General features: G+C 72.8%; 18 protein-coding genes and 1 pseudogene. 9 read left to right on the top strand and 10 right to left on the bottom strand.

Annotation, left to right across the window (positions count from 1 at the left end; all coding sequences use genetic code 11):
* The 3 genes and pseudogenes from ACWERV_RS27475 to tpg form a co-directional block, all read left to right on the top strand.
* A pseudogene (locus tag ACWERV_RS27475) lies at positions 1-376 on the top strand (telomere-associated protein Tap); the annotation flags it as partial.
* A gap of 5 nt (positions 377-381) precedes the next feature.
* Positions 382-843 carry a protein kilB gene (locus ACWERV_RS27470; protein WP_398192663.1) on the top strand — a complete coding sequence of 154 codons (462 nt, stop codon included), beginning with the start codon at positions 382-384 and terminating at the stop codon, positions 841-843.
* A 2-nt stretch (positions 844-845) separates the two neighbouring features.
* Entirely contained in the window at positions 846-1,403 is a 558-nt protein-coding gene (gene tpg / locus ACWERV_RS27465; protein ID WP_452937910.1) for a telomere-protecting terminal protein Tpg, read from the top strand.
* A 126-nt stretch (positions 1,404-1,529) separates the two neighbouring features.
* On the opposite strand, the gene ACWERV_RS27460 is transcribed toward tpg, so the two are convergent.
* The 3 genes from ACWERV_RS27460 to ACWERV_RS27450 form a co-directional block, all read right to left on the bottom strand.
* Complete coding sequence (locus ACWERV_RS27460) at positions 1,530-1,904, bottom strand: hypothetical protein (protein WP_452937907.1); 375 nt, start codon at positions 1,902-1,904, stop codon at positions 1,530-1,532.
* Between the two features lie 134 nt (positions 1,905-2,038).
* Positions 2,039-2,590 (bottom strand): G/U mismatch-specific DNA glycosylase, encoded by a 552-nt coding sequence (mug, locus tag ACWERV_RS27455; RefSeq protein ID WP_452937922.1) that lies wholly within the window; start codon positions 2,588-2,590, stop codon positions 2,039-2,041.
* A gap of 223 nt (positions 2,591-2,813) precedes the next feature.
* On the bottom strand, positions 2,814-3,239 hold the full coding sequence (locus ACWERV_RS27450; RefSeq protein ID WP_452937904.1) for a nuclear transport factor 2 family protein: 426 nt from the start codon (positions 3,237-3,239) through the stop codon (positions 2,814-2,816).
* A 102-nt stretch (positions 3,240-3,341) separates the two neighbouring features.
* Here ACWERV_RS27450 and ACWERV_RS27445 point away from each other — a divergent pair, with 102 nt between their 5' ends.
* Entirely contained in the window at positions 3,342-3,926 is a 585-nt protein-coding gene (locus ACWERV_RS27445) for a TetR/AcrR family transcriptional regulator (RefSeq protein ID WP_452937902.1), read from the top strand.
* Positions 3,927-4,030: 104 nt separating this feature from the next.
* On the opposite strand, the gene ACWERV_RS27440 is transcribed toward ACWERV_RS27445, so the two are convergent.
* Positions 4,031-4,657: a TetR/AcrR family transcriptional regulator gene (locus tag ACWERV_RS27440; RefSeq protein WP_452937899.1), complete on the bottom strand. Its 627-nt coding sequence runs from the start codon at positions 4,655-4,657 to the stop codon at positions 4,031-4,033.
* Positions 4,658-4,741: 84 nt separating this feature from the next.
* On the opposite strand from ACWERV_RS27440, the gene ACWERV_RS27435 reads away from it, so the two are divergent.
* Together ACWERV_RS27435 and ACWERV_RS27430 are read left to right on the top strand one after the other, a co-directional pair.
* A complete protein-coding gene (locus ACWERV_RS27435; protein WP_452937896.1) occupies positions 4,742-5,677 on the top strand; it encodes an aldo/keto reductase in 936 nt (311 codons plus the stop codon).
* 189 nt (positions 5,678-5,866) lie between these two features.
* Entirely contained in the window at positions 5,867-6,448 is a 582-nt protein-coding gene (locus ACWERV_RS27430) for a suppressor of fused domain protein (RefSeq protein ID WP_452937893.1), read from the top strand.
* 113 nt (positions 6,449-6,561) lie between these two features.
* Here the strand turns inward: ACWERV_RS27430 and ACWERV_RS27425 are convergent, their stop codons facing one another.
* Positions 6,562-6,699: a hypothetical protein gene (locus tag ACWERV_RS27425; RefSeq protein ID WP_452937891.1), complete on the bottom strand. Its 138-nt coding sequence runs from the start codon at positions 6,697-6,699 to the stop codon at positions 6,562-6,564.
* Between the two features lie 367 nt (positions 6,700-7,066).
* On the opposite strand from ACWERV_RS27425, the gene ACWERV_RS27420 reads away from it, so the two are divergent.
* Entirely contained in the window at positions 7,067-8,119 is a 1,053-nt protein-coding gene (locus ACWERV_RS27420; protein WP_452937890.1) for a hypothetical protein, read from the top strand.
* Here ACWERV_RS27420 and ACWERV_RS27415 read toward each other — a convergent pair.
* The 4 genes from ACWERV_RS27415 to ACWERV_RS27400 form a co-directional block, all read right to left on the bottom strand.
* Positions 8,097-8,834 (bottom strand): MFS transporter, encoded by a 738-nt coding sequence (locus tag ACWERV_RS27415; protein ID WP_452937887.1) that lies wholly within the window; start codon positions 8,832-8,834, stop codon positions 8,097-8,099. The genes ACWERV_RS27420 and ACWERV_RS27415 overlap by 23 nt on opposite strands.
* 793 nt (positions 8,835-9,627) lie before the next feature.
* Positions 9,628-10,731 (bottom strand): DUF3710 domain-containing protein, encoded by a 1,104-nt coding sequence (locus tag ACWERV_RS27410; protein WP_452937884.1) that lies wholly within the window; start codon positions 10,729-10,731, stop codon positions 9,628-9,630.
* 193 nt (positions 10,732-10,924) lie between these two features.
* Positions 10,925-11,128 (bottom strand): DUF4177 domain-containing protein, encoded by a 204-nt coding sequence (locus tag ACWERV_RS27405; RefSeq protein ID WP_452937881.1) that lies wholly within the window; start codon positions 11,126-11,128, stop codon positions 10,925-10,927.
* Between the two features lie 157 nt (positions 11,129-11,285).
* Positions 11,286-12,128, bottom strand: a complete 843-nt coding sequence (locus tag ACWERV_RS27400) for a DUF1206 domain-containing protein (RefSeq protein ID WP_452937919.1) — start codon at positions 12,126-12,128, stop codon at positions 11,286-11,288.
* Between the two features lie 476 nt (positions 12,129-12,604).
* Here ACWERV_RS27400 and ACWERV_RS27395 point away from each other — a divergent pair, with 476 nt between their 5' ends.
* Together ACWERV_RS27395 and ACWERV_RS27390 are read left to right on the top strand one after the other, a co-directional pair.
* Positions 12,605-13,114, top strand: coding sequence for a hypothetical protein (locus ACWERV_RS27395; protein WP_452937879.1), 510 nt, complete (start codon positions 12,605-12,607; stop codon positions 13,112-13,114).
* Positions 13,044-13,703 (top strand): sigma factor, encoded by a 660-nt coding sequence (locus tag ACWERV_RS27390; protein ID WP_452937916.1) that lies wholly within the window; start codon positions 13,044-13,046, stop codon positions 13,701-13,703. Before ACWERV_RS27395 ends, ACWERV_RS27390 begins: the two co-directional genes overlap by 71 nt.
* 64 nt (positions 13,704-13,767) lie before the next feature.
* Here the strand turns inward: ACWERV_RS27390 and ACWERV_RS27385 are convergent, their stop codons facing one another.
* A complete protein-coding gene (locus ACWERV_RS27385) occupies positions 13,768-14,433 on the bottom strand; it encodes a hypothetical protein (protein WP_452937877.1) in 666 nt (221 codons plus the stop codon).
* Between the last annotated feature and the right edge of the window lie 394 nt (positions 14,434-14,827).

The following is a 14,827-nucleotide window of genomic DNA, read 5'->3' as shown; positions in this document are numbered from 1 at the left end:
CGCCGCGGTCATCTCCGCGGCCCGGGTCAACATGCACCGCAAGCTGCTGAAGACCGCGGCCGCGACCGGCGGCGTCCTGCCCCCGGCCCAGGACGGCGGGGGATGGACGGTCCGCTTCGGCGACGAGGCTTTGATGCCGGTCGCGCTGCTGTCGGACTGCGCGGTCTATCCCTCGGCGGGTCCCTCGCCGCTGGACGTCCTTCCGTACGACGCGGCGGGCAAGGCCGCGCCGGGCACCTTCCGGCTCGGTGTCTCCCCGGGGATGGTCAAGCACGAGGGGACCCGCGAGCTGTACTGGGCCGTCGGCCTGATGGAGCAGGACCACAACCCGGCCCGCCACATCAAGGGCGACGACGCCGTGGACGAAGGGGAGTAGGTCCGTTGGGGGACACCATCGTCGCAGTGGCGGGCACGCTGCTCGGCGGCCTGCTGACCTCGCTGCTGCAGTCGCGCCATTCCCGTGCCGCCCGGCGCGACGACCGCGCCGAGCGGCGCTCGGCCGATCTGCGGGCGGCGCTCGGCGCGCTGGTGGCGGCGATAGGCGACCACCGCCGGGCGATGTGGCGCCGTGAGCACCTGCGCCTGACCGGCGCCCCCGCCACCGACTACGACACGGCCCGCACCGACAGCCACGCCACCCGCTCGGCCGTGACCGCCCCGCTGGTCGCGGTGTCGGTGCTGGAGCCCGATCTCGCCCCGTCCGCCCGCGCCGCGGCCCAGGCCGCCTTCGCCATGCGCGACGCCGCCGACCTCGGCACCCTCGCCGCCCTGCGGGAGCGGGCCATCACCGCCACCGACGACCTGGTCGCGGCCGCGGGCCGCACCCTGCGGCAAGGAGACTGACCGTGGGCAAACTGCAGGACGGCCTGGAGCGCGCCGCCGAGGCCACCGCGACCCGCCCGATCCCGAAGACCGCACAGGCCCGGATGCGCTTCCTGGTCAGGTCGCAGAAGGGCTCCACCCGGGCGGTCGCGGCCCGCCTCGGTGTCTCGCAGCGCACGGTGGAGCGCTACCTCAAGGGCACGTTGCGCCGCCCCCGCCCCGAGCTGGCGGCCCGTCTGGAGCGGGAGGTCCGCAAGGACTGGCAGCCGCGCGTACGGCAGCGGGCGAGGACGCAGGCCGCCACGGCGACGGGCATCGTGATCGAGACCCGCGCCCGTTTCGGCTTCACGGCCGCCCCCGGTTCCACCGACGACTCCCGTATGCGCCGGATCACCCAGCACCTCCCCCCTGCCTACGCCGCCCGCCTGTTCGACGCGCAGTCCGGCGGCGCGACCGAGCAGCAGCTGCAGCGCATCGCCGCCGAGGGCCTCCAGGAGATCTACTTCAAGGACCGCGGCCGCCGCGCTCGCGACCTGGAGGTGGAGTTCACGGACATCGACTACATCGAGCTGGAGTTCTAGCGGCGGCGAGGCGCCGTCCCGCTGCGACGCCTTCGGTGGTCCGTGCGGGGTCGGCGGCCTGCCCCGCCGGGAGGCGCGGGCCGCCGACGCCGAGGCGGGGGACGTCCCGCGCCCGCCCGGGGCTGCTCAGGAGTCGGGCGGCGGTGCGATCGGAGAGGCAGGGGCGTCCGCGGGGCGGTCGGTGTCCCCGCCACCGGCGGGTGTGGCCTCGGCGGAGGGGTCGGTCTCGGTCGCGTTGTGCCGGTCGGGGCCGCTCACGACCGTGTCCTCGGGCTCGCGCCCGGCGGTCCGGCGGCCGAGGCCGTCCTCGGAAGCCGGTGCGGTGCCGGGACCGCCGGTGGGGTCGGTACCGGCCGGGGCGGTCTCGCGGGCCGGGTCGTCGCCGATGCCCTCGCCGGTGGCCGCCCGCGGGTCGTGACCCGGATCGGGTGCCGTCCGCGGTGCCGCGTCCGCCGGTCCGGCGGGGCTTCCGTTCCGGTCGCTGTCCGGGGAATGGTTCATGGTCTCCCTCATCCGTCGGGTGTCGTGCCTGTCGGGTACCCCGCGAGGGAGCCTGCCTCACCAGGGCCCGCCCGCTGCCACCGCACCGGAGTCACGTCGGCGCCGGTGCCCCGGGCGCGGAGGCGGCGGCCCCGTCACCGTGGCGGCGCGTCCGCGGTGGGCGGCGGCAGCCCCATGGCTTCGCGGAGCCTGCCGAACTCGCGGGCCAGCGCGGCCGGCGGGTAGTGGGCGTTGAGCCCGCTGGGGTTGGGGAGCACCCATACCCGCGTGCTGCCGATCGTGATCTCCTGCGGGCCGATCACGGCGTCGGGGGCTTCGAACGCGGTCCGGTAGGTGCTGATCCCGAGCATCGCCAGCCAGGCCGGACGCAGGTGCCGTACGCGGGCGCGCAAGTCGTGGCTGCCGTCGCGCAGTTCGCCGCGGGAGAGCTCACCGGCACGGGCCGTGGGGCGGCGGACCAGGCTGGTGATGCCGATGCCCAGCGGGAGCAGTTCGCGTTCCTCCTCGCCGGAGAGCAGCCGCGGAGTGAGCCCGGCCCGGAAGAGCGCGGGCCACAGGCGGTTTCCGGGGTTGGCGAAGTGATGTCCGGCGGCGGCCGATCCCAGGCCCGGGTTGATGCCGCACAGCAGCAGCCGCAGCCCGTCGGTGATCAGGTCGGGGAGTTCCCTGGTGCGGGCGGCCTCCAGTTCGGCACGGGTCGGGCGCCGCCGGGGTGCCGTCGGTCCACGGCCGGTCGGCGGTCCGGCGCCCGGCCCGGTCGGGGCGCGCCCGGCGGGCTCCTCGCACGCGTCGCCCACGCTTCCTCCCGCACACCCGCTTGCGCCCGTGGCCCGTAGTCTGCTCGCAGGGGCGTCCGTCGGCCACCGGAAGGTGCCGGTCGGCGGACCGGGGCCCGGCCCGGTTGGCGTCTCACGCCGTGGCGGAGCGGAGTCCCGACGTGTCGATGTAGTCCCGGACGTGGCTGATGCGGCCGCCGCGCACCCGCAGCACCAGCAGCCCGGGAACGCCGAAGGCGGCGCCCGTGTCCGGAACCGTGCCCATGACGACCTGCTCGGCGACGATCACCTCCGGGTCGTCGGTCCGGTGGACTGCGACCCTGCGGATCTCCTCCACCCGTACGGGACTCGCGCCCCAAGCGGCCCGGTAACCGGCGCGCACCGCCTCGCGCCCCTCGAAGCTCGGCGGGAAACCGGGGGCGGTGAACGGGAACTCGTGGACGGCGTCGGCGGCGTAGAGGTCGGCGAGGTCGTCGGCCGACTTGTCCAGCATGGCCTGGTAGTAGCGGTCGAGAACGTCGTGCGGGCTGCGCGTCGCAAGGGCCTCGGTGTGCGGCACGGGGTCACTCCATTCGCTCAACGGTCGTTGACCCACCGGAGAGTAGGCCGCACCCGGTCCTTCGGTCAACGCCTGTGGAGCGAAGGACGGTAGAGTGAGCAGGTGCCCACCGCCCAGCCGTCCCGCGCCGAGCGCCGCCGCGCCACCGAGGCGCGGATCCTCACCGGGGCCCGCGAGCTGTTCGCCGAGAAGGGGTTCGACCGCACGACCATCCGCGCCGTCGCGGCGGCGGCCGGTGTGGACCCGGCCCTGGTCATGCAGTACTTCGGCTCGAAGCGCGAGCTGTTCACCCGGGCCGTCCAGGTCCACCCCGCGCCGCCCGCGGCCACGGGCCCGGAAGGGCTCGCCGACCAGCTGCTGGCCACCCTCGGCCCCAAACTCGGCGCCCTGCCCGAGGCCACGCTGGCGATGATGCGGTCGATGCTGACCGACCCGGGCGCGGCCGACCAGGTCCGCGCCCGCCTCTCCCGCCAGGCCGACGCGGTCGTCGCCTCGATGCCGCCCGCGCCGGACGCCGAACTGCGCGCCACGCTGGCCCTCACCGCCCTGCTCGGCGTGACCGTCGGGCACCAGCTCCTCGGTCTCCCCGCCCTCCGCGACGCCTCCGCCGACCGCATAGCGGCCCTCCTCCGTCCGGGAATCAGTGCTCTGACGGAAGGCGGGACCGCGAGCGAAGGGGCCGGCTGACCGGGGCTCCGCAGGCCGGTCCCGCCCGGCCTGCGGGGCGCTGCCGCACGCGTGGCGGCGGATCGCGAGCGGTGTCCTCGGCGGTGGGGGGCGCCCCCGCCGCGTCAGTGCGGGCCGGGCCCGCCGGCCCCGGGCCGCAGCGCGTCTGCCACCAGGTCCAGCAGGCGTCCCGTCAGCTGGGGGCTGTTGCCGGCGGTCGTCGACATGAACACCCCGAGGAGCATCATCGTGACGTCCTCCGCCTCCACGTCCGCCCGCAGGGAACCGGCCCTCGCACCGGCGTCGAGGATCACCGCGATCGCCGCGGTGATCCGCTCCCGGGTGGCCGGTGTCGCGATGGCGCCGGAAGCCCACCCCGCCCGCAGGGTGTCGGTGATGCCCCGCTTGACCTCGAAGAATGCCGCGTACCGGTCCATCCACGCACGCAGTGCCACCTCGGGCGGCAGCTCCGCGAGCAGCGCGGGCGCACTGGTGACGACGCCGTCGAGTTCCGCGGAGTAGAGAGCTTCTACGAGCGCTTCGCGGGTGGGGAAGTGACGGTAGAGCGTGCCGATCCCGACGCCGGCCTCGCGGGCGATGCCGTCGAGGCTGGCCTTGCCGCCGGTCGCGGCGAAGGCTTCACGGGCGACGGCGAGCAGCCGTTCACGGTTGCGCCGCGCGTCGGCCCTGGCCGGGCGTCCCGGTGCGTTCGCCGAGGGATCGGGGGCGGCGGGGGAGTCGGACGCAGCCAAAACGGAGGCCCTCCGGTTCGTGTACGGTGGTCGCAAACGGAGTCTCTCCGTTTGCCTCCATCCTCTCATGGGAGTGAGACCGCCATGGCGTCGACCGACCCCTCCGACCAGCTCACCGACCCCGCGGCGGCACGCCCCGGCGGCACCGGCGCCCTCGCGGGCCGCACCGTCTCCCGCGTCGGCTACGGTGCCATGCAACTGCCGCGACTGGACCGCGACGCCGCGGTCTCCCTGCTGCGGCAGGCCGTCGACCTGGGCGTCGATCACATCGACACCGCGTACTTCTACGGCCACGGCTTCGTCAACGAGGTGATCGCGGCCGCGCTCCGTCCCGAGGACGACGTCTTCGTCGTCAGCAAGGTCGGCGCCGAACCCGCCCCCGACGGGCCGTTCCCGCTGCGCCTGGCCCAGCGGCCCGAGCAACTGCGGGCGGGCGTCGAGGACAACCTCAAGAGCCTCGGGCTCGACCGGATCCCCCTGGTCAACCTGCGCCGTGCCGACCACGGCCCCGGCCTGCGCGCCGAGGGCGACCAGCTCGTCGACCTCGACGACCAGCTCGCCGTGATGACCGCGCTGCGCGACGAGGGCAAGATCGGTGCCATCGGCCTGAGCAGCGTCTCCCTCGACGCGCTGCGCCGTGGCCTCCCGGCGGGGATCGCCTGTGTGCAGAACGCCTACAGCCTGGTGTCACGCGAGGACGAGGACATGGCGCAGTTCTGCCTCGCCGAGGGCGTCGCCTGGGTGCCGTACTTCCCGCTCGGCGGCGCCCCGGCCGGTCTGCCGAAGGTCACCGAGCAGGCCGCCGTCGTCGCGGCGGCGCGGAACCTCGGGGTCTCCGCCGCGCAGATCGGCCTCGCCTGGCTGCTCCACCACACCTCCAACACCCTCCTCATCCCCGGCACCGCCGACCCCGGCCACCTGCGGGCGAACCTTGACGCAGGGGCGATCACCCTCGACGAGACGACACTCGCCGCACTCGACGCCGTCCCCACACGTCCGGGCGACATCCGGACCTCGTGACCCGGCCACGACGCCATCGGGTCGCACGCTTCTGCCCCGGTGGACCCGGTGGACCCGGTGGACCCGGTGGACCCGGTGGACCCGGCGGATCCGGCGGATCCGGCGCCCGGCGCGCTCGGCGGCGAGGCGGAACCGGTCGGAACCGGCTGAACCGCCGGGCCCGGGGCGGCCCGTGAGATGCTCTCCGCCATGTTCGAGTCCCCACGCGGCCGTCGGGCCGTCGCAGGCGTCGAGGCCCACGTCCGCGACTTCTTCACCGGCCACGCGATCACGGTCGGCGATCACGACCTGGGGCCCGGCCGGAGGGAATCGGTACCCGGTCTGAGGATCGTCACCGTCGGCCCGGGACCGCGTGCCGACAGCTGGGCCTACGTCACCGCCGGCTGCTGGTCCACGGTCGAGACGGACGGCGAGGGCATCGAGTTCGTCCTCACCGCGCCCGTTCGCGACGAACGCTTCGCCGATCTCCTGGCCATGACCGCGTATTACCACGCCGTCCACCACCTCGACGTCGAACACGGTCTGCCCATCGGGGAGCCCTGGCTGCCCGGTTCCCTTTGCGACCATCTGCTGATCAGCCTCCCCTACCTCCACGGCCCCGGCCTGGAGCACTGCCCGCTGCCGGACGGCCGCGCCCGTGTCCTGTGGGTCCTGCCGGTCACCGCGGCCGAGATGGCTTACCGCCGCGAACACGGTCACGAGGCCCTCGAACGGATCTTCGACGAGCAGGCGATCGTCCCCACCGACCCACGGCGTCCGTCCGTCGCCTGAACCCCGCGGTCACGGCCCGGCCGCGGACCGGACCCCCGGCGGCCCGCCGTCGCAAGAGGCTTCGAGAAGGTCGCCCCACCAGTGGTCGACGGCGCTCACGGCGTCGTGCCACGTCACGCCGATCGCCACGTCCACGCCGCCGGTCCGCCGCCGGTGAGATCCCGGACGAGCGCGACGACAGCGTCGACCGCTTCCGGGCGCGGCCGCCACCACGCATCGCCCGGGATCACCGACGGGACGTCGTCGCTCATGGCTTCCCCGCTCCGCCGTGCTGCCGACTCCTCCCGTCGCGACGCCGTCGATCGCACGTGCTGATGCTGCGCGGCCCCCTGGTTGCGCGCGCGAGCGGGTCAGGGGGTGTTCGTGCAATCCGCTCACCGTGGTGGGGGCCGGCCCGGCGCGGATGGGACGCGTGCGTCTCGGCGGTCGGCGGGCGAGCCGTCCGCGGGGCTCCCCGGTACGACGGCCGGATCGGATGGTGCACTCGTCCGGCCGCCACATATTTCGCTCTGCTCAAATTACGGGTGCCGTAAGGCTCGTGGAGAGTACAGTGCGGCGGTCGGCCACTTCGGCCGCCACGCCCCGGCGGCTCCCGCCGCCCTCTCGCAGCGGAGTGTCATGACCATACGCAGGTCCCTCGCCATGCTCGCGGCGGCAGCCCTCGCCGCCTGTGGAGCCCAGCTCGGCACGGCGGCGGCGGCACACGCCGCCAACCTGGACAGCTTCGGCTTCGACGCCCCCTGGGGCGGCGGCAAGCAGCCGCAGACGCTGCCGCAGGACTACGACACCGGCCACTCCTTCCAGCTGGACCGCCAGGGCGTGCCCAGCGCCGCGGCGCCCGTGAACGTCCTGCTCATGTACACCCTCGGCGCCCCGAAGCTCGACGGCACCGACGTGCCGGACATCCCGGTCGGCTTCACCTCCACCCTCGGCGAGGGCTCCTGCCTCCCGGTGGCCGCGGCCGTGACCGGCAGCGGCACCGCCGCGTTCCTCTGCGACATGGACGTGCTCGGCCAGGTGCCCTACGCGAGCTTCAGTGAGCACATAGGCGCCGCCACCCCGGACGGCTCGGTCGTCGGCGTCACGGCGACCATCGTCCCGCACAAGGACGACACCCTCGCGAAGATCCAGAAGGCGCAGCGGGCGGGCAGGCACTTCACCAGCACGACCGACCTCACCGCCGTCGAGTCGCAGGCGCGGGCGGCGCAGGACAGCGTGGCGGTGCAGCCCGCCGGGTTCGGTGCCGGTCAGACGGCCACCGAGAGCGTGGCCGTGCACGCGGCGGACAACGGCACGGTCGCGCTGCGTGCCGCGTCCGCGACGCCCGGCGTGGTGTGGACCGACCCGGACGCCTCATGGAACGACGGCACCCAGAACATCTTCCTCCCGCCCGGACTGAACGTCACGTCCGCCTCGGGGGACGGCGGCGCGCAGTGCACTCTGGTGCCGGTCGAGTACCAGAACACCTACAACAACTACAGCGAGAACACCTACACCCTGGCGAGCTGCGCCGTCACCCCGCAGACGACCGCGCTCACCCTCACCTTCACCGCGGCGTCGGACCTCCCGCGCACGGCGGTGAAACTGACCGCCGACTACCACGCGTTCGACAACACCATGACCCCGATCACCAGCTCCTCCGGCGACTTCACCGTCGAGCCCGCACTCTGACCGCCCCCTGAACCCCCTGGGCCGCCGGCGCACCTTCCCGGCGGCCCAGCGGATGCTGCGTGGTCGTACCGTCGAACCATTTCTCGGTGGCGCGGACGAAATGGGTGTGTTCGGGTGACGGTGTGCTCGTTGCGTGCTGGGAGGAGGGTCGGGGAGCAGGCGGGTGGGGTGCGCGGAGGTGGCGAGCTGGTGGGTGAGCGACGTCCGGGCGCCCGGGGGGTGATACCGCAGGCCGGCGGTCACGGGATCGCCGTGGGCGGGGACATGATTGTCCGTTCGGTGAGATCAGCAGGCCGGACAGTGTGGGTCCGGCGGCGATGCCGACGCCCGCCATGGTGCCCATGAGTGCGAACGCCCGGTTGCGGGCCGCTCCTTGGTAGGAGGAGGCGAGGAGGGCGCCGCCCGCGGCCATGACGCCGGCGCCTCCCGCGCCGGAAACGATGCGCGACACGTCGGTGATGACGATCGAGGGACTCACCGCGGTGACGAGGAACCCGCAGGAGAAGACCAGTGCGGAGACGAGGAACGTCCTGCGCCGGCCCATCCGGTCCGCGGCCGAGCCCGCGACCAGGGTCATCGCCGCGAAGGCCAGGTTGTATCCCGCGACCACCCAGTTCAGGGCCGGGCCGGAGGTCCCCAGGTCCCGGCCGACGTCCGGCAGGGCCACCGCCGTCCCGGAGATGGACATGGCCACCAGGACGACACCGGCCAGCACCACCGGGAGGGTCAGGGCCGAGGGACGCGCTCACGGACAGGACAGAAACCGAGTCGGGTGGGAACCGCACTGGGTAAAATCCCATCGGCACAGGCGGACCGTCGCCGCTCCCCTAGCGAATCGTCGTGCAGCTGGCCCGCCTGGTCTCGTAGCCGGCGGAGTCGCTCTCCACGGGGACACGCTCGTGCTGACCGATACCGCCCGTCGCCTGCGTGGCACCGGACCCGGAGCTTCACCGGCCTCACCGCGTGGGCGGGCAGCGTCAAACAGCTTTCACCCTGATGACTACGTACCCGTCGATGTCATGGACGACGGTGAGCCCGTCACCGCCGAGGCCGATCAACGGCTCCCAGCGGACGCCGCCTGCCGGTACATCGCGACCGGATCGGCGTGAAGCTCACTTCGGGAGCTGTTACTCGCCCCCGCCGGCGGCGACGCGCTCACCCGGCTCGCCGCGTCGTACCCGGACCAGGACATCACGCCCCGGCCGGGAGCTGGTTGCGGCAGCGACTTGGTGGTGACGGCCGGGCTGCCCCGCTCTGCCGGTGCCGCGGTGACCGCCGCGGCCATGACGCAGTCCTGCCGCGAATTCTCATCAACCGCTACCGAAGCCGGGAGGCAGCCGCGTCTGCCGGTGCTTCGCGGCTTCCGGTGCGGTGATCCGCAGGGATCCGGCGAGCAGCGGAGTTGACCGCGGTGAGCGGGCAACTCACCCTTCGGTGAAACGCCGGGGAGGCGCCGCTGCTGCCGTCGTGGCCCGCTCTCGGTGACGGGGTGGGCCACGACGTCCAGCTCATTCACCGTACGTATCAGGGAGCCGGAGCAGAATGTGTGCACCGGGCTCGGGTGACCCCTGTCGGGCGTCGACCACGGTTCCGGTGCACACGTCGTACGGCCATGGCTCATTGCTGTGCGGGGCCGCCGCCGCACCCCAAACCGTGGCTCGCAGCAGCCATCCGGGCCCCTGGCATCCGAGAAACCGGACGTCCTTCTTGGATCCGGCATCGCCTGTGACCGCTGCTCCGACGGTGCCGCGTACTTCCGGCCCCATCGGTCCGGCGGCCAGGCCGGCCGTCCCGCCGCTGGCGATCATGTTGTGGACCAATTCGGAGCACAACTGCGTCCATGGCCGTGACGGATCAGCGCGGAAGAGATCGAGCTGAATGACGGTTTCGCCGTCCATCAGGTGGATGGCGAAGGCTTCGGCTCCGGGAGCGGGTGCTACCAGTTTCCACTGGACGTGATCCGGGTCGAACGGCACCCGGAGGCCGCCAAAGTCGTGACGGGTCATTCCTTCGGGGGTTGTCGAACGCCATCCCGGGGTCCCACCGGTCACTTCTTCGATGTCCCACGGGCCGGTGACGCGCCCGCGCCCCCATGAAATGTCTCCCTCCTCGACTGCGCGCTCAAGATTACTGGCTATTCCCGTCGCTGCAAGGAGGAAGTCACGGCGCTGGCTCTCCGACCTCCCGCTCTGCTCCCAGACGGCCGACAAGAGGGTTACGACGGTATCCAGTGTGAGCTCCTCCCCGCGACCTGTTTGGTGCTGTCCACTGCCGATGTTCCCGACGCTGAGTTCGATCATGCGAAGCGCATCCCCTGGATCGACGACCGGCGGAAGTCCGTCAAGAACAGCCTCCACTCGCCACTGCTGGTCGGACATCCGCATGGTCAGCTCGCCTCCCAGCGCGCCGAACAGGGCATAACCCGGTGTGGCCCTCATCGCGTCCGGGCCGTCGAAATCCGCGGCTGTCCGGCTTGTCTCTGTCAGCGCGCCGAGACGTTCGAACTCCCGCAGAATGTCCGCGGCACGCTCGCTGGTGTCGAGGAGAGCGGGATTCCTCTGAAATTCCTGTAGCTCGCGGCTGTCCGCTCCTTCATCGGGCCCGTCGCTCATTGCGCCGGCAACTTTCGCTTCATCATTTTCCGCACCCCGTCCCCAAGCGCCCCAACTGTGAACGCGGCCGACACTACCGACTCCGCTGGACGGTGCGCGGTCAGGTGCAGAAGGTCGGCCCCTTCTGCCCGGCATGTTCGAGACGGCGCTTTCCCGCCGCCGCGCCGCCAAGGGCGGCGGGCGCGGCAGGGGTTCACCGTGGCCGCTTGAACGTGAACGTCATGCTCTTGACGAAGGTGGCCGTGGCGCCCTTGGTCACCTCGTGCGGGGCGTGGCTCACCAGCTGCCAACCCTCCCTGCCGTGGCGCTCGAGCATCTGGCTGACCTTCGACTCGGACGACTCGTCGATGAAAGGGCTTCCCCGGAAGACCACGAACTTGTGCTCCCAAATCTGCATGCCGGCCACTGTGCCCCACCCGGAGTGACCGACGGGGGCGGCCGGCGCCCCGGAACGGGCCGCAGCCACGCCCCCCACCCGCTGGGCGACGTCCGCATCGTGTTCGGCGTGGAGTTCATCCCGTTGTTCGCGTCCGACGGCCGCGGCCACCACCGGCTCAGACCTTGCGCCAGCGCGCGTTGGCCCAGGAGAAGACGCCGAAGGCGACCAGCCCGACGGCGATGACGACCAGCAGCCACGGGCCGGCCGGCGAGTCGGCGAAGGACCGCAACGTGTCGTCCATGCCCTTGGACTTGTCCGGCTTGTGCTGTACAGCGGCCGCGATCGCGAACCCGCCCGCCGTCCCGAACAGCACCCCGCGTGCGGTGCCGCCGAACACGCCGACGAAGTCCACCGCCCGGCGGACGTTCCGCGACATCTCCGCCATCTTCAGGTGCTTGTGGAACTTGCGCATGACGGCGCGCACGGCGATCCAGCCGCCCGCGCACGCCACCCCGATACCGGCGACCGCGAGGATCCACTGGCCCCCGGGCCACCCGAGCACCCGGGCGGTCACGTCGTCGGTCCGCTTGTCGGTCGAGCCGCTGCCGCTGCCCTTGTCGCCCAGCGCGTAAGCGAGGACGGAGTACGACACGAAGCCGTAGAAGACGCAACGGCCACCGGCCGCCACACGCTTGCTGGCTTTGTCGCCGTCCTCCCCGGGCTGCCCGAACGCGGCTTCCGACAGCCGCCACACGGCCATACCGATCAGGGCAATGCCGAGCAGCCACAGCAGAACGTTGCCGAACGGCTTGTGCGCGATCTCCGCGAGCGCGCCTCCCCGGTCCGCCTGCTGGCCGCCCGAGTCCGCGAACGCGATGCGGACCGCCAGTACGCCCACCAGGACGTAGATCACGCCACGGGCCACAAAACCCGCGCGGGCCCCGGCCGCGACGGCATTGCTGTCCGCCACCCGCTCGGCGCTACGGCGGGTCCCCGCTGCTTTCGCTGCTTCGGTCATCATTCCGGCCGACTTCCCGCAGAATCGAACAACAGACACCCGAGGGGGCAAGTGGCGTGAGCAAACCGGCGCCGCGTGCGCCCAGGAGCGGCCACCGCCCGGTCACCCGTCCACACCGCGACCGGGACCAGCACCCTCACGCCGCTGCCGGGCCCCGTCAGCGCCGACGCACGGCCGCGTCCCGCAAGCGCTCCGAGGGCGAACTGGCCCGCACCTGAGCCTGGCCCGCAGCCGGCGCCCGCCAGGTCGCCGACGCACAGCACGATGGTGGAGAGCGGCGCCACCGCCGGTGGAGTCCCCCTCGGGTGACGTAGGCGCTCGGTCCGCGCGGGGCATGATGGGCGTCACACGCGTTGACGCGCCCCAGGGAGCAGCGTTCTGCCGTCCGGGCCCCGTCCGGAGGGTGGACGGGAGGCAGGGGCCTGTCTGCTCCGGCCGCCACTGCCACCGCCGGGCCCGCCCCCGAGCCCGGCGCTGTGCAGGTGGTCTCGTCGGGGCAGAAGATCTCCGTCGGCGGTGGCAGCGTGTGGCTGACGTCGAAGGGTCTGACCCTCGCCCCGAGCAACCTGGGCTCCGCCGGCCCGACCGTCCTGCCGGTGGCGGGCGTTCTGCCCGGCAAGGTGTCCACGGTGGCCGGCGGCAGCTCTTCCGGTGTGGTGTGGGCGGGGGTCTTCCGCCTCCCGGCGACGGCCACGACCTCGGTCACCGTCGGGGGCGTCAAGGCCAACGTCGTCACGCTCTCCGGCAACCCCGGCTGGGGTGCCTTCTACGCCTTCGGCGCGAAGGGCACAGCGGACGCGAAGCCGGCGATCCTGATCCACAACTGGTCACGCCTGCCGCTGCCGTCCACGGGGAGACGGCAGCGGCCGCCGCGTATGCCGCCCTTCTCCTCAGCACCGAGGTCCAGCCGTGACGATGACCGCGGGAACACCGCAGGCCCGGCCAGCAGCCGAACCCTGGCCGGGCTCGATGAGCAACACCAGTGACGAGGAGTTCCACGCCTTCATGACAAGCTGGTGGCCGAGCCTGTTGCGCACGGCGTACCTGCTGACCAGCAGCCACCACGACGCCGAGGACCTGGCGCAGAACGCGCTGGCGCGCGCGTACGTGAAGTGGGACCGCGTACGGCACAGCGACGACATGGCCGCGCACGTGCGCCGGATCATGATCCACGTGCACGCCGACCGGTTCCGCAGACGGGCCGTTCGTGAGTGGTTCACGCCGCGCCTTCCGGAGACCTCGGTGGCCGTCCGGACCGCCGACGTCGATCGCCGCAGCGACCGGCGAGCCCGCTCTGAAAGCGGCCGCGGTGCCCGAGGGGGCGGTCTCCACCATCGCGTACGGGGACCCTTCCAGGGCGCGTCAGCCGTCACCGTCACCGTCCGAGCCGCTGATGGCACGATCCTGTGCGGACAGGCCAAAGGACGGCGTCGGCCGCGACCTCACCGACGGACCGTACGGCGCCTTCACCGCTTCCCACACCGGCGGGTGCCGGCTGCTCCTTCGCGGACCTGGCCCGCGCACAGGTGGAGCCGGCCCTCGCGCATGGTCCGCGGAGCGCTCCGGGCGCGGTGACAGGTCCGTCGGGCCGCTGCGTTCGGGCCGCTGTGGGGTCGTCCGCTTTCGGTACGGGGGCTGTTCAGGAGGCGGTGAACGCCAGCGAGCTCGGGGTGACGGTGAAGTCTCCGGTGAGCGCGGCCGTGTCGCCCGAGCTGAACCAGGTGCCGCAGTTGCTGGTGTTCCAGATGTGCAGGTCACCGCTGCCGTCCAGCCTCAGGCCACCTGGGTTGGCGAAGTAGCCGCCGATGGTGGCACCCGTGGTGGCGGACGTTCCGGCGAGGGTGAGGCTGCACGGTGCGGGCAGCCCGGACAGTGAGACGCGGAGCCCGCTGACGGTGGCGGGGGTCCAGCCTCCGGCAGTGGTCGGTCCGGTGAGGTTGAGACTCCAGGGGAGGGCTTGGGCGGTGCCGGCGAAGGTGTACGAGAACGCACACGTCAGCGAGGCCGAGGCGATGGCTGCGGCCCGGGGGAGCGGTGGGGAGGAGGTGTAGGTGCCGTTGGTGAGCGTCTGGCCGGCGTATTCCGGGCTGGTGGAGAGGTGGCAGGGCATCTTGAAGCCCGTGACGGAGTCGGTGAGCACTGCGTTGCTCGTGGACGCAGAGAAGGCGCCGTTCACAGCGGCTCCGCTGACCACGACGTGGGAGACGGCCGCGGAGGCCGGGCCGGCCGTGAGGCCGATGAGTGCGAGCAGCGCGGCCCCGATGGGCGCCACCGCCCGAGCGGCACGCTGGATGAGCAGGCGCATGGCCGGATTCCCTTTCTGCACGGTCGGACAGGCGCCCTGCCGTCCTCGGCAGGCCCCGGCGGGAGAGTCCTGCCGCGTGGGGAGAGCGTCGGGGTAAGGACGCGAGGCGGGTGTGGAGTCGCCCGGAGACCGGAGAGTAGGGGCGCGCGGAGACGGCGGCAACGTCCCGGCCGGGCAGGGCCGTTCGCGTGGCCGGCAGCGGCATTTTCCTGTCATCCGCGTGCGAGGCCCGTGGTGCGTTCTTGTCCGGGGATGAGGACCGGACCCGGCGGCCCGTGCCCGTTCGCGGGGACGAGCGGTGCCCGACCGGCAGCCGGGGCGCGCAGCGCCGTCGTTGCCGGACGACAGGCATGAGGCGGACACCAGTAGCGTCTGCCTCGCCGGGTGCTCCTGG

The sequence above is a fragment of the Streptomyces sp. NPDC004031 genome (assembly GCF_053604375.1).
This window is presented reverse-complemented; position numbering and strand designations above follow the sequence as displayed.

Excerpts from the sequence above, each read along its gene's own strand:
- ACWERV_RS27460 (WP_452937907.1), bottom strand. The coding sequence starts at position 1,904 with ATGAACCATTCCCCGGACAGCGACCGGAACGGAAGCCCCGCCGGACCG.
- ACWERV_RS27435 (WP_452937896.1), top strand. The coding sequence starts at position 4,742 with ATGGCGTCGACCGACCCCTCCGACCAGCTCACCGACCCCGCGGCGGCA.
- ACWERV_RS27430 (WP_452937893.1), top strand. The coding sequence starts at position 5,867 with ATGTTCGAGTCCCCACGCGGCCGTCGGGCCGTCGCAGGCGTCGAGGCC.
- ACWERV_RS27425 (WP_452937891.1), bottom strand. The coding sequence starts at position 6,699 with ATGAGCGACGACGTCCCGTCGGTGATCCCGGGCGATGCGTGGTGGCGG.
- ACWERV_RS27420 (WP_452937890.1), top strand. The coding sequence starts at position 7,067 with ATGACCATACGCAGGTCCCTCGCCATGCTCGCGGCGGCAGCCCTCGCC.
- ACWERV_RS27410 (WP_452937884.1), bottom strand. The coding sequence starts at position 10,731 with ATGAGCGACGGGCCCGATGAAGGAGCGGACAGCCGCGAGCTACAGGAA.
- ACWERV_RS27405 (WP_452937881.1), bottom strand. The coding sequence starts at position 11,128 with ATGCAGATTTGGGAGCACAAGTTCGTGGTCTTCCGGGGAAGCCCTTTC.
- ACWERV_RS27400 (WP_452937919.1), bottom strand. The coding sequence starts at position 12,128 with ATGACCGAAGCAGCGAAAGCAGCGGGGACCCGCCGTAGCGCCGAGCGG.
- ACWERV_RS27390 (WP_452937916.1), top strand. The coding sequence starts at position 13,044 with ATGACCGCGGGAACACCGCAGGCCCGGCCAGCAGCCGAACCCTGGCCG.
- ACWERV_RS27385 (WP_452937877.1), bottom strand. The coding sequence starts at position 14,433 with ATGCGCCTGCTCATCCAGCGTGCCGCTCGGGCGGTGGCGCCCATCGGG.